This is a genomic window from Mariprofundus sp. NF (assembly GCF_013387455.1).
In the GTDB taxonomy this organism is placed as follows: domain Bacteria; phylum Pseudomonadota; class Zetaproteobacteria; order Mariprofundales; family Mariprofundaceae; genus Mariprofundus.
Genome location: NZ_VWNC01000005.1, coordinates 1 through 13,956, shown reverse-complemented (window position 1 = coordinate 13,956; position 13,956 = coordinate 1). Strand labels below are relative to the sequence as shown.

The 13,956-nt window shown below is 46.3% G+C and carries 11 protein-coding genes; 6 read left to right on the top strand and 5 right to left on the bottom strand.

Annotation, left to right across the window (positions count from 1 at the left end):
- Window positions 1-244: 244 nt before the first annotated feature.
- The 3 genes from F3F96_RS08175 to F3F96_RS08165 all read left to right on the top strand — a co-directional run bounded on the left by F3F96_RS08175 (window position 245) and on the right by F3F96_RS08165 (window position 1,825).
- Window positions 245-598, top strand: a complete 354-nt coding sequence (locus tag F3F96_RS08175) for a hypothetical protein (protein WP_176962775.1) — start codon at window positions 245-247, stop codon at window positions 596-598.
- Between the two features lie 189 nt (window positions 599-787).
- Window positions 788-1,111 (top strand): hypothetical protein, encoded by a 324-nt coding sequence (locus F3F96_RS08170; RefSeq protein WP_176962774.1) that lies wholly within the window; start codon window positions 788-790, stop codon window positions 1,109-1,111.
- A gap of 207 nt (window positions 1,112-1,318) precedes the next feature.
- The gene (locus F3F96_RS08165) at window positions 1,319-1,825 is read left to right on the top strand and encodes a hypothetical protein (protein WP_176962773.1); all 507 of its coding nucleotides are present in this window, start codon (window positions 1,319-1,321) and stop codon (window positions 1,823-1,825) included.
- 56 nt (window positions 1,826-1,881) lie between these two features.
- Here F3F96_RS08165 and F3F96_RS08160 read toward each other — a convergent pair whose 3' ends face one another.
- Window positions 1,882-2,394, bottom strand: a complete 513-nt coding sequence (locus tag F3F96_RS08160) for a hypothetical protein (RefSeq protein WP_176962772.1) — start codon at window positions 2,392-2,394, stop codon at window positions 1,882-1,884.
- Window positions 2,395-2,761: 367 nt separating this feature from the next.
- Between F3F96_RS08160 and F3F96_RS08155 the strand changes: the two genes are divergently transcribed.
- Window positions 2,762-3,631, top strand: coding sequence for an MYG1 family protein (locus F3F96_RS08155; protein ID WP_176962939.1), 870 nt, complete (start codon window positions 2,762-2,764; stop codon window positions 3,629-3,631).
- 40 nt (window positions 3,632-3,671) lie between these two features.
- Here the strand turns inward: F3F96_RS08155 and F3F96_RS08150 are convergent, their stop codons facing one another.
- Window positions 3,672-5,471, bottom strand: a complete 1,800-nt coding sequence (locus tag F3F96_RS08150; protein ID WP_176962771.1) for a GGDEF domain-containing protein — start codon at window positions 5,469-5,471, stop codon at window positions 3,672-3,674.
- Between the two features lie 526 nt (window positions 5,472-5,997).
- Here F3F96_RS08150 and F3F96_RS08145 point away from each other — a divergent pair.
- Window positions 5,998-6,918, top strand: a complete 921-nt coding sequence (locus F3F96_RS08145; RefSeq protein WP_176962770.1) for a phosphatidylserine decarboxylase — start codon at window positions 5,998-6,000, stop codon at window positions 6,916-6,918.
- 408 nt (window positions 6,919-7,326) lie between these two features.
- Here the strand turns inward: F3F96_RS08145 and hrpB are convergent, their stop codons facing one another.
- The 3 genes from hrpB to F3F96_RS08130 form a co-directional block, all read right to left on the bottom strand.
- Window positions 7,327-9,945: an ATP-dependent helicase HrpB gene (gene hrpB / locus F3F96_RS08140; RefSeq protein ID WP_176962769.1), complete on the bottom strand. Its 2,619-nt coding sequence runs from the start codon at window positions 9,943-9,945 to the stop codon at window positions 7,327-7,329.
- A gap of 296 nt (window positions 9,946-10,241) precedes the next feature.
- Window positions 10,242-10,703, bottom strand: coding sequence for a VF530 family DNA-binding protein (locus F3F96_RS08135; protein ID WP_176962768.1), 462 nt, complete (start codon window positions 10,701-10,703; stop codon window positions 10,242-10,244).
- Between the two features lie 74 nt (window positions 10,704-10,777).
- Window positions 10,778-12,880 (bottom strand): bifunctional (p)ppGpp synthetase/guanosine-3',5'-bis(diphosphate) 3'-pyrophosphohydrolase, encoded by a 2,103-nt coding sequence (locus F3F96_RS08130; protein WP_241697738.1) that lies wholly within the window; start codon window positions 12,878-12,880, stop codon window positions 10,778-10,780.
- Window positions 12,881-13,462: 582 nt separating this feature from the next.
- Here F3F96_RS08130 and F3F96_RS08125 point away from each other — a divergent pair.
- The gene (locus tag F3F96_RS08125; RefSeq protein ID WP_176962767.1) at window positions 13,463-13,867 is read left to right on the top strand and encodes a hypothetical protein; all 405 of its coding nucleotides are present in this window, start codon (window positions 13,463-13,465) and stop codon (window positions 13,865-13,867) included.
- Window positions 13,868-13,956: the final 89 nt, after the last annotated feature.

Here is a 13,956-nt window from a genome sequence, read left to right as displayed (position 1 = left end):
AAAGCAATGGAATCAGGAATTACAATGCAATCAGTTAGACGATTTAATGCTGTGACCAGATCAAAGATGTGGTCTTGCAAGACCTGTAGTCTCAAAGCTCCAGTTCTATGGATAAATAGTGTATGATGTCTGATTGATGAGCAGATTGAGTTGCTCGTTTCCTCTTTTAGCACCCTTTTGCAACTGAAATGGGGCGAGAGTGATACCGTTAGCCAGATACTTTCTGGCAATAAGGGAGTAGCAGATGGCATACGCAGAAGACCAGCTCATATTACGTAACGGCCAGACCCTGGCCGGTAAAGTGCTTAAAAATGATTTCAAAATCAAAACATCCTATGGTGATGTGCTTGTAAAAAAAGAGAACATTGCCCATATCTTTTTGATGCGCCCGGATGAGTCTGGTTTCCCGGCCAGCGATGAGATCAAGACCATTTGCGGTGATGAGATCAGAGGCAAGTTGGTCAAAACCATGTCGATCTCATTTGTGCTGGCTGCCAACAATCAGACCGCCCGAATAGCTAAAGAGAAGATTCACTCCATGATTTTCCTTACTGAGCTGGATAGTGATCCGGAAGGTTATCCTGAACTAACTGTATAGGACTCTATTGAGGGGCCAGGATCTCCTTGAACCCGGCCTGAACCCGTGAATCACGACCTGATCCCGATTCCACACGTTGGTGAGGAGGGCATGTCTCATAAGCAAAGGTTAACCATAACTTGCATGATCTGCGTCACATCAGATGCCGTAAGGGCATTTTAGCTTAAGCTCCTGTGCAAGGAGTCTGTTATGTCTGAAATCCCGTTTTTATCTTACTTAAGTAGCATCAACTGGAGTGATGGTCTGCAGTGGTATTTCAACCATCTGGATGCTGGCTACCTCTTGCGGGTATGGGCGGAGGGCGGAGCATTCACGCATGAAGACTGGATGAGCGTCATGCTGCTGTCTGTAAACCTTATTGCAGCGATCTCCCTTACGTATTATCTGATCAGAAGAGATGGGCAAAAAAAGTCTCATGCATCAAACGAAGTGAATCACTCACAAACAACCGGAAGAGCTGCAAACAAGGGTCAGGAAAACATTGAACCACGGGTTTCAACACTACCTGCTTAAAGCCTGCATATGATCTTCATCGCGTTACCCGTGTATGACCGACCATTGCAACCGATCCATGTTTGGTGATGTTGTAACCACGTTGCAGGGCATTGCAAAACTACCCCATCATTCACCACTAAATCTTCAAAAAGGGTACTTTATTCTTTGAACAACTTACGATAAGTTTAATTTGACTCATAAGCTTAACGCATCGTTGGAGGAGAGATGAAGATCACGGCAACCCTTAATACATTCAAAGGAAAAGTGCTTGATGACACGCTCATGCAACTGATTACCAATCTGTTCGATGCGCAACGCAATGAGATTGATCAGCTGAAAGAGAAGAGTAGCGGGCTTCAGACAACGCTCACTGAATCCGGCGAAAAACTGGCAAAGCTCGCAGATGAGAACGCCACATTGAATAAGATGGTGATTCAGCTGCAAGCGCAACTGGCTGGCATGCAATCATCTGCATCCAAAAGCCGCCTTTCTGAAGTGGAGACGGCAATTTTGTCCAACTGTATCGACTCAGGCGTTTCAGGTTTCTGCTCAGAAGATATGGTGGTTTCACTCACATATAGTCGTCTTCAGATCACCAATGCCATTGACCAGTTAGAGAGAAAGGGGCTGATTCAGGTGGGCCCTCTTGCCCAGAGCGGTACATTTTATCTCATAAGTGAAACAGGTGAAAAGTATGAGCAGGAGATTGAAAAGGATGATTACTCTTTTTAATGGTTCATTGGTAACAAAAGAGAAGAGCTCTGACCCTTTCTTTTTTTCACAGCCTATTACTCAACTTGAGCTTGAGCATGGTTAACTGCTTCCTCGCGTTCCATTTCACTAGGAATGATTGCAGTAAAGGTCTTTTTCAGGGATAAAATCCCATAGAGGAATACGGGTGAAACGACGATCCCGATAATCGAAATTAAACAGATGATAGCAAACGTCTTCTGTTGCTTACGCTTAGCCATGTAGGCCCTGTTCAGGTTATCTGCGATGCCAAAATCGATCACAAGATCATCAGAAATCAGAGCGGCATAAACCGTGATATCCGGTCGCCCTTTGTTGTAACAGAGCAGATCGACCATGTTATCCTCTTTCAGACAGGTATCAATTTGAGTCGGTACCAACAGGTGCTCAAAACAGAGCTCTTCACCACTCTCATCTTTGATACGGACAATTTTATAATGTGCGCCATCAGTTGTTCTGTTTTCCAGTGATGCTGCAACCACAACACCCTTGATCCTTGAAAACTCCACGCTAAAACCACCCCGCAATTTTATTTGTTCCTGATTACCCATGAAATTCAGCAAAAAAATCGCAGGCAACTAAGCCACGAATGTACACGAATCACCACGAATAAAGATTATTAATTAGTGAGAATTAGTAGCTGAGCTTAATACGTAATCAGTTAATTGTTTATAAGAGGTTTCTCCATACGAGAAAAATCCGCATCCTCTTGCTTCACAGCAATCACCTATTTTACAGCCAGGTTACGGTCATAAGCAATCATCAGCAGCAAACTTCTTTGAGTCCTGACACCTGATCTGTATGCATTGAAAGGTTATCATCTATTTTTGTTAGATCGCTTCGTATAAAGTCCGCCCTATAATTTTCTTATTTAACAAGCGACACCCTCACTCCTCTCTCAACATGGTTATAAAACAAATGAATGATAAAACTATAGTCACCCACAACGGCAATTTTCATGCCGATGATGTTTTCAGCATCGCGGCACTGAAGCTTATATTCCCCTCTATTAAGCTTATTCGCACACGCGATGCAGAGCTTATCGCCAGGGCAGATATTGTAGTTGATGTGGGTGGTGAATATGACCCTGATAGCGACCGTTTTGATCATCATCAGCGTGGTGGCGCAGGCGAGCGTGAAAATGGTATTCCCTACTCCTCGTTTGGACTGATCTGGCAGAAGTATGGCGCAGAGATCTGCGGTGGTGATCAGGATCTCGCCAATGGAGTTGATTCTGGCCTCGTATCCAACATTGATGCGATTGATTGTGGTCATGTCGAAGGTGTGATCAAAGGTATCACCCTGAGCCAGACGATTGGCATGTTTAACCCCACCTGGCAGGAGGATACACACTTTGATGCAGCCTTTGATGAAGCGGTTGAGTTTGCAGCGCGCGTGTTAACCCGGTTTATTGCAGCTGCAAGTGGCGGCATCAATGCCAAAGCAGTTGTGGCAAAGGCGATAGAGAATGCAGAAGACCCACGCGTGATTGTTTTAGAGCAATACACCCCGTGGAAAAAAACGGTGTTCAACCTCTCTGAAGAGGCGCTTTATGTGATTTACCCATCGCAGACTGGCGAGTGGCGCATTCAGACTGTGCCTCTTGAGTTAGGTTCATTCGAAGATAGAAAACCGCTGCCTGAAGCATGGGCTGGTCTATCCGGTGACGAGCTTCAGGAAGTGAGTGGTATTGATGATGCCATGTTCTGCCATAACGGGCTGTTTATTGCCGGTGCAGTGTCATTGGCAAGCACCATAAAGATGGCATCCATCGCAGTAGAAGAATAGTAAAAGGGTGCCCCCTTTAACATGAAGGTGTTTTATCGATCTAACCTACAACTCGATTCCTGCCACCCTCTTTGGCTTTATACATATTTTCATCCACGCGTTTAAAGATCTCTTCAATGGATTCTTCTGATTGCCATTCAATCACACCAAAGCTGCAAGTCACAGGCAACGGGGCATCAATGATGGTGGTTGAAGCGATACAAGTGCACAGTTCTGTGGCAATACCTTTCGCCTGATTCAGCTCTGCGTGGGGGCAGAGGAGCAGAAACTCTTCACCACCGATACGAGCCAGCTTGTCTGTTGTTCTAATGCGGCCAAGTACAAGTTCGCTGATGTTTTTTAGCACTTTATCACCCGTTTGATGACCAAGGGTATCGTTGATTCCCTTGAAATGATCAATATCAAACATAATGAGAGAAAACTGCTGCGCATATCGTTTGCATCTGCTTATTTCAGCGTTGATTTGCTCTTCGATATATCGTCTATTATATAATCCGGTTAAGGGGTCAGTAATAGACTGTTGTTTAAGGTTATCAAGCAGATGTTTGGTTTTTTCCTGCAGGCCAAAATATAACTTGGCATGCCTGAACGTTTCAGCCAGATCGGAATACGCTCTCATCTCCTCTTTAGATAGTGCCTCGTCTGTTGACAGAAAGAGATTCAGGGAGGAATAGCTTTTGGAGTTCTTGTTACTTGCTATCGGAATAGAGATGAAACTTTTCACATGTTCGTGCTGTAATAAGGTAAGGGTTCCAGTGTCGATTTCAAGTTTTGAAATATCATCCACAAACTCAATTGTATGATTGGCCGTTGGGAGCAGCCCCGGAATACTGCGATTGTCTTTATTGACCCTCCGAAGTGCGTTGAAATCGATGCAAGGGTGTGGGGATTGATCCAGTTCGATCTCTCCACTATTCGTATTGATCGTAATCATCAGTACGACCGCAACAGCTTTGTTTCTACTGATGATCTCCAGTGCATGGCGGCGAAATTTATCGTATGTTGGTTGTTGATGTAGTGCTTGTTGAACATTGACCATACAGTTCATCATGTTTCTTAATGTGGTCTCTTTTCTCAGCAAGGCCTGAATATGAGCCTTGGTTTCGCGAAAATAGTCAATGCTACGCAGTTCGCACTGGGTACGAATAAAGTTGCCTTGCTTGTCATATAATGCAGTGCCGTTCAGAGCTGCTTCAAATGCAACACCATCTTTTCGCTTGAGCTTAAAGATGACATTACTGATTTGTCCGTAGTTTTTAAGCTTAGGGAAGTTGTCTAACACACAGGCGCGGGATTCAGGCAGCATGAAGTCACCAAAAAAATTTCCAAGCACCTCATCTTCTTCGTAACCCATAGCTTTTAACCAAGTGCTGTTTACATTGAGTACATTGCCATCTTTATCGAGAGACTGGAACATCGGTTCCTGATCACCAAGAGCTAGCAGGTCGTGTATTAAATCCAGTAGCGCCTGATCAGAAAATGGTTCAATCAGAAAATGTGTAAAATTCGCATCAAGGAACAGTTTCAAGTAAATCCCATGATGATGGTTGAAGGTCATGATGAGATGTAGTGATTTGTTAAAGTCGGTTATACGTCTGAGAAAAGTGTCAAACTCTTCTATAGTTGTGAATATTTCACTGGAGCAGACACATATACCCCTTTGATGCTTTGATGCATGTGAAAAAAATTCAACGGGACTAGCGTCCTGTTTGAACCCATATTGATCAGAAAGAGGGCTTATTAAATCGGCTATTGTTGAGAGGGGATCGGATTGAATCAGGGAAATGATCGCCTTGCTGTTGATAGCAATGGAGTCAGTATTCGCTAACTCACTATTCATAGTGATACCTCCTCACTTAACAAGAATTCTACTTTAAAAAATATAGCACAAGCCATGCCATAATAGTCTGTTTATTTTGGGTGTAGCATCACTTGCAAGCAGGATGAAAATGGCATCCATCGCAGTAGAAGCATAATTGACGATTTGACACAGATGGGCGCAGATAAACGCAGATAAATACGGAAAATTCAGCTGTTTTTTTACTCACTACGATTCAGCTGATACCATCCAGCTTAGGGCCTGTTAACACTAATTTAGTTGTTGGCGCTGCTGCCCCAAATGAGCCCAATCAAGGCGCGAGGAATGAAATTTGGTGACTCCAAATGAATTCCGAGCAACGCTGAGTGGTCTCATTTGGAGCGCAGCCCGAAGGGATTGGCTATTTTTCCGTCCTGCTGCGTTATCGCAAGCTTATGTGCAGCAAGCACACTTCGCTTGCAAAGCCTTGCAGGCACACAAAAATAGTAAAATCGCCGCCAGCAAAATTAGTGTTAACAGGCCCTACTAAAAAGGCAAAGGAGCCCCAATGAGCCAAGGCTTTGAAATTCAGGTGTTTAACCGTCGCAAAAACTGCATGGAAATTGAAAAAGTTTATGGTGATGCGATGGTTAAATTTGCCTATGGCAACCCGATTGGGCGGCTGCTGGGGCCCGTGATTGCAAGCAAGATGTTCAGCCAGCTCTACGGGAAGTCTCAAGACAGCCCGAAGTCAGCGCAAAAAGTCGCCCCTTTTATCAATAACTTCAATATTGATATCGATCAGTATCAAAAAGGATCGTTCAAAGCCAATCCTATCGAAACCTCCTACAAATCATTCAACGAGTTCTTTATTCGAGCGTTTCAGGACGGCCAGAGAACATTCACCCAAAAGAATAATGAAATGGCTGCCTTTGCCGAGGCGCGATACTTTGGCCATGAAAGCATGAGCGATGACCTCAATGTCCCCGTTAAGGGATCGATGTTACGCGCTGTTGATCTGATTGGTGATCCAGAACTGGCCAAAGAGTTTATCGGTGGCCCGCTGATGATCGCGAGGCTTTGCCCGGTTGATTATCACCGTTACCACTATCCAGATAGCGGCAACACCCTTCAATCGTTCACCGTGCCCGGTGATCTGCACTCTGTTAATCCATTGGCCCTGAAATACAGGCATGATATTTTCATCAAAAATGAGCGCCGTGTTTCGATCCTGGAGACCGAACATTTTGGCAAGTTGGCCTATATTGAAGTGGGCGCCACATGTGTGGGTAAAATCGTGCAATCCTTTGATGAATCCCAACCTTTTAAAAAGGGCGATGAAAAAGGCTATTTCCTCTTTGGCGGCAGCACCGTTGTATTGTGCGGAGTAAAAGGAGCGTGGGCTCCCTCCAGTGATATGTTAGCCAACACCAAGGCAGGCATTGAGACCTATATCCAACTTGGTGATGTCGTTGCTCAAAGCAGCTAATTAACAATCAGGAAAGTACGATTTGACACAGATAGACGCAGATAAACACGGATAATTTAGCTCTACTGAACCGTCGCCCTTCTCCACCCATCACATCTGCGTTCACAAGGTGAATTGCGCTTGCGCAAGAGAGCATGCCCTGGGGCATCAGTGTCTACTTGTGGTCCATCTGCTTTTTGGTTTTGCTGGTTGCCTCTGTTTTCAGGGGTCAGGCTTTCATACCTTGATAACCTGAGAGTGATTCTTCGTAATAGGCTAGGTACGATTTGACACAGATGGACGCAGATAGACACGGATAATTTAGCTCTACTGAACCGTCGCCCTTCTCCACCCATCACATCTGCGTTCACAAGGTGAATTGCGCTTGCGCAAGAGAGGCTGCCCTGGGGCATCTGCGTCCATCAGTGTCTATTTGTGGTTCATCTGCTTTTTGGTTTTGCTGGTTGCCTGTGCGGTGAATGGATCATCCGGCCAGTAGTGGCGTTTGTATTTGCCACGCAGCTCTTTTTTGACATCGTGATAAGTGGTTTTCCAGAAGCTGTTCAGATCCTGGGTTACCTGCATCGGTTTCCGCGCTGGTGAGAGTAGATGCATCATCAGTTTGCACTGCCCGTTCATCACGGTTGGCGTATCAAACAGGCCGAACAGCTCCTGCAGTCTGACGGCAAGTACCGGTTGCTCCGGATCGCTGTAATCAATAGCCACGGATGAACCGCTGGGCACACTGATGCGCTCCGGTGCCAACTGCTTGATCAGCTGCTGTTGCTCCCAGCTGAGTCGGTTTAACAGCAGACTGTACAGATCCAGTTTGAGACACTGCTTGAGGCTGTTCTCACCACTTAAGTGCGGCTGCAGCCACTCCTCCAGACTCTCACCCAAAGCCTGCTCTGAAAAGTCCGGCAGTGGCCGATCTGCAAACTGTTTTTTAACAGCCGGACTATGATCAAGATGGTGGTGAATAAATTCCACGCGCTGTTGCAGGCTGTGCGCCTTGGCACTCCAGTTCAGGCACCCTACCCCTCTGCTTCTGATCGCCTGTATCAGGCACTCCTGTATGAGCTCTTGCGTCGCTCTGTTTTTCACGTCGCGTAAGGTTGATTCTTCAAGTTTGATGTTACCCATGCGGCTGATCTGTTTCACCTCAACGCGTTGGGCGCTCTCATTCCATTCAACAGACTCTTCCTGCTGAATATTATCCATGAAATATTCCTGCAACTGTTCAGCACTAATATCTGCCGCCAGATAGATACGTGCTTCGCCCCGGTTAGTATCAAAATTCGGATCAAAGTTCGCATCAAGGTTGGCGACCACAAGATACTCATGCAGATGGTGCTGTAGAAACGGTGGAATCACCGCGCCTCTGCCATTGCTGAGCAGATATCGCGGCTGGTTGGCACTGCGCTGCCTGGCGATTCTGTCGGGGTAGGCGTAGGCCAGCAGCACGCCGCTAAAACTACTGTCCGGTCTCTCTTTGTTTCGCGCCGTTTTACTGCACTGTTTAAGGCGTCTGAAAAAATCATCGGCGCTCTGCGTGATGCGTTTGCACTGCTGGTGATCTATACCGTGCTGGTTTGATCTGGAATTTATAAGCACATTAAGCCGATCATGAATATCCGCACTCTTCTCTGCATTGGATAGAAATATATCTCTCTCACTGAGCAGACTGGCGATCAGGCAGGCGTGATAAGATTGATCGAGTTTGACCGCTGCCAGCATCATATGCGCAAGACGCGGATGGGCGCCCAATTTGAGCATGTCACGACCGTGTGCAGTGATGTTGCCGCGCGCATCGATAGCGCTGAGTTGTTGCAGCAGTGCCTTTGCCTGCTCGATTGCACCGTGAGGTGGTGCATCCATCCACTGCAGTTCGTTAACATTAGTCACGCCCCAGTTGGCCAGCTCCAGCACCAGGGATGAGAGGTCACTGTGTAAGATTTCAGGCGATGCGTGTTTAAGCAGGCGTGGCTGTTGCGCTTCTGTCCACATACGGTAACAGACACCGGCGGAGAGTCTCCCGGCGCGGCCACTGCGTTGCACGGCTGAGTCTTGTGAAATGGAGCGGGTCTCCAGTCGGTTCATGCCCGAGGCGGGGCTGTAATCGAGCACACGCTCCAGTCCTGAATCGATCACACAGCTAATGCCTTCAATGGTGATACTGGTCTCTGCGATATTGGTGGCCAGAACAATCTTGCGCATGGTTGTATCTTTAGGAGAAACAATAGCCAGATCCTGCTGCTGCTTGTTCAGAGAGCCATGCAGCGGTGCAATGATCATGTTTGTGATCGATTCGTGATCTAGAATCTGTTTGATCTGCCGGGCCAGCTGGTTGATCTCTTTGACACCGGGCAGAAAGACCAGGCAGTTGCCCTCATGGTCATGAATGAATGTTTTGACTGTATTCACCAGATTCATCATCAGCTGCTGCTGTGGATTGGTGTTGTGCTGACGATTCACGTGATCGAGATATCTGTTCTCGACCGGATAGCTGCGACCCTCGCTCTCAATGATCGGTGCGTGATCCAGCAGGGTGGCAACAGCATCGGTATGCAGGGTTGCCGACATCACCAGGATTTTCAGATCTTCGCGCAGGATCTGCTGGCTCTGCAGAGAGAGCGCCAGAGAGAGATCGGCATGCAGGCTGCGTTCGTGAAATTCATCAAAAATCACCAGTGCGGTGTTTTTCAACTCCGGGTCAGCCTGCAGTTTGCGCGTTAAAATGCCTTCGGTGACCACGAGAATCTTTGTGCTGTCGCTAAAGCAGCTATCCTGACGGATCTGGTAACCCACCCTTTCACCGACCTTCTCACCGAGTAGAAATGCCATGCGCGCCGCCGCATTGCGTGCAGCCAGCCTGCGCGGTTCAAGCATCATGATCTGCTTCTCACCCAACCACTTCTCACCCAGCAAGGCGATAGGCACAGCGGTGGTTTTGCCTGCGCCCGGAGGAGCCTGCAGCACCAGACGATTGTGAGAGTTTAATTTCTCTTTGATCTCTGGCAGAACATCATGGATGGGGAGCGACGGCATGGGGGGATGATAACTGAAGCTAAGGCAAAAACACTTTCAATCATTGGGGCTTCTAACATTTTAGGCCGTCAGATAGCTGAATCTTATACGTAATCAAGAAAATATTAGCCACGAATTCACACGAATTAAAAATCTATGATTTCGTGTGCATTTGTCCCCAAGGGGGCTCCTCTGGCTTTACCATTCATTCGTGTTTATTCGTGGCTTGCTTGTATTTCTGTCTCAGTTACTGGGATGCGTTCCTTTTCTTTTTGAGACTGCAAGATAGCGGAGCTTTGTAGTAATCAGGTGCTCCTTTACCGCGCCCATGGATCAATCTTCTTTTTAGCGGCTTTCTTACCCCACGGATCTTGCGCAGCCGACTTGCCTGAACGCTTGTCACGCAAGTACTCAGCTGACTTTTCTGCACGCTCTTCGCGTAAGCGCTCAGAATCTTCTAAACTCAGTTTTTTAGGCTCACCCGGCACCTGATCTTCTGGAATAAGCCGTTCCCTTGGAGGTAATGCAGACTCGCCATAAGAAGCTCTGGGCAGGTTTTTATACTCATAGAGATAGAAGGCTTCTACTTTTTCTCGCGCCCAATCGGTTTTCTTTAAGAATTTAACACTGGAATCAATGCTTGGATTGGTCTTAAAACAGTTGATATTCAGATAGGCAAAGAGAATCTCAAAACCATAGTGATCCACTATTTCAACCAGCAGGCTTTTTAAACCAAGGCCGTGCAGGGGGTTGTTCGTGTAATCGATCTCATTGTTCATGATTGTCATCCCCAGGTGAGTAAGTAGCGCTACTCTGCCCGAAACAGCATCGATATATATGCTAAGCTGAAGCCTTATGCGTTTTTCCGATAAACCTTAAGCACATTGGGTAACTGCAGAATTTTGTCACTGACTTTTTGCAGTTGTTCAAGGTCCTTGATCTCCATCATGATCTGCATATCTGCCATCTGCGTATCTCTGTCCGACAGAGTCTGAACACTGAGCACGTTTACCTTCTGGTCGGAAAGGATGTTTGTCACATCTTTTAGCAGACCTGTACGATCAATGGCCTGGATAACAAGATTGATCTCAAATGTCTGATCATCATGATCTGCCCACTCAACAGAGATGAGTCGCTTCTGCTTCTCATGTTCCAGATTGAGTATGTTGATGCAATCAGGGCGATGAACCGAAACCCCTTTGCCCTGGGTGATAAAGCCGATGATCTCATCACCGGGAACGGGTCTGCAGCAGTTGGCCATATAGGATAAGAGGTTACCAACGCCACAAACAGTGACAGCCGGGTCTGCACTGCCTCTCTTTTTCGTTTTAGGTTTATAGGGCAGTGCTTTCAGTGATTCAGTGGCATAGAGCTGGTTCAGACCCTGCGTTAACTGCGCTGATGGGATGTCGCCACGCCCGACTTTAGCCTGCCACTCTTTTTCACTGTTCACTTTAAAGTGAGTGAGGGCTTTATTGGTATCAGGATTTGAGATGTGCATGCGTTTGAGTTCGCGGTCGATTGCCGTTTTCCCATCCATCACATGTTGCTCATAATTCTGTTGCCTGAACCAGGCCTTTATTTTTGCGCGTGCCCTGTTGCTGGTGATGTAACCCAGATTCGGATTGAGCCAGTCTCTGCTTGGTGCGGCTTGATTGGTGGTTAAAATTTCGACCTGCATACCATTTTGCAGTGGCGTGGTGAGCGGCACGATATGACCGTTCACTTTTGCACCACGGCATTTGTGCCCGACTTCTGTGTGAATGCCGTAGGCAAAATCGAGCGGGGTTGCACCTTGCGGTAGATCAATGATTTTGCCATCCGGGCTCAACACAAATACGCGATCAGAGAAGAGCTCTGTTTTAAAACTGTCTAAAAACTCCTCATCATCACTTTCCGGTGTTTCCAACAGTTTTCGGATCGAGTGAATCGTTTTTTCCAGCACAGCATCCTGTTTGGTGCGCTCTTTATAACGCCAGTGTGCTGCCACACCGAATTCTGCAAACTCGTGCATGGCTTTGGTTCGAATCTGAATTTCGACCGGTTTTCCCTCAGGCCCATAAACGGCCGTATGCAGGCTTTGATAACCATTGGGCTTGGTATTGGCGATATAGTCATCAAACTCTTTAGGAATATGATGCCAGCGCCCATGGATCAGCCCGAGCGCGGTATAACACTCTGCAATGGTGGTGACCGTGACCCTTAAGGCCTGAACATCAAACAGTTCCGAGAACTGTTTGTCTTTATGGGTCATCTTTGACCAGATACTATAGATATGCTTTGGTCTGCCATAAATTCTGGCATCGATCCCGGAACCTTTGAGCAGGGTATCAATTTCTGTGACAACCTGCTTGATATAACTCTCGCGTCCGCCTCTCTTCTCCTCAAGCATCTTGGCAATGCGCTTATAGGTTTCAGGCTGCAGATAGCGAAAGGAGAGATCTTCAAGCTCCCATTTCAGTTGTCCGATACCCAGGCGGTTGGCAATGGGGGAAAAGATCTCAAGTGATTCTGATGCAATGATTTTTTGTGTCTCGTCATCGGCTTTGGATAGCTCTCTGAGCCGCTGTACCCTGTAGGCAAGCTTGATGAGTACCACACGCACATCATCAACCATGGCCAACAACATTCTTCTCAGGCGCTCAGACTGTTCATGGCCATCTGATGAACTGGCTTTAAAAGCATGCAGTTTTTCCAGGCTCTGAACCATGTGCAGCACTTCGTCAGAAAACTGATGTTGAATGACCTTGTGAAATGCAGCGGAGCGCAAACGAATGTCACTGAGCAGACATACAATAATCGTCGTCTCATCAGCACTTAACTGACTGAGCAATATGGCGACATCCAGACTGCTTGGCATTTCAGAACCGACATCTTGTGCATCCCAAACATGCTGACATGCCTTTTCAAGCAGGGCAGAGCTCTGGTTCAGATGCGCTGAATTGGCAATGAGCATATCGATATACGCTGAGACAGAGTATTGCGATGTAATGCTTTGCTGTTGCTTTGTATTCTTCATATCAATGAACTGATTGGCTCTACCTGCAGCTGGTTAGATATCATATGTAGGAACATATTTTTAAAAGCAGTGAAGCGCAAATGATTCATCATGCATTGATGGGCAGGCTTGGCATGGGGAGGCTCAATCTGCCTCTGAAACTTCCTTACAACTGCCATTTCACCCCTGAAAAGGTGCTTTTAAGCCCGAAAAACAGGGCTTATTTCTGCACTAACACAACTGAATCAATGCTTTAGCTTGGTCCGAACCGATCTAGATGAAAAAGAATGTCATTTAGCGGTATAAATGATGAGATATATTTTTGTCGGTATTAAAGTTACAGTCATTCGCATAATTCATCCCTTTGGCCGGCACTCTCAAGATCATTCTGCATAAGGCTCGCCTAAGTATGCTAACATGACATGAGGGGTTTGTTTCTTTAATATTTAGAATTGAGAGTGAAAAGATTGATCATAGCCAGTTTGAACGCGCAGTCGCATTTGGTGACTACTATTCTGGTTAAAGATAGAGGGGGAATGGATGTGCGATCGATGTGATTCGGACATTGGTTTTATTAAACAGGTTCCTGCAGAGCAGGGTAATAGAAGTGCTGTTTTAGAGATGACACCTATGACATTGAGTCACGCCAACTGGTGGCAAAAAAATATCCAAGTTCATATCAAAGACGATAAAACTCGAGCTGATCATGGCTGGAAATGGCCCACAATTTTTACATTTAATAAAAATATAGGGTCGTTTAGAGGGCAGCTATGCGAAGGGTGGGTTATCAACTTGGTGGCTTCTGAGGACAAATTACTACCTGTAGGAATGGTTCTAATAGCTAAAAGATATGTTTCTCTTGGTGATTTACCTAACCATAGTAGGAAGGCATCTTTTTTATGGTATTTGAATCGCTACCGTATTGCTAGACACCTAAGAGCGTGACAAATTAGCTCTATGGAGGTCACGATGAGTGGCAAGCGATATACAGAAGAATTCAAGATTGAAGCAGTGAAACAGGTGGTTGATCGTGG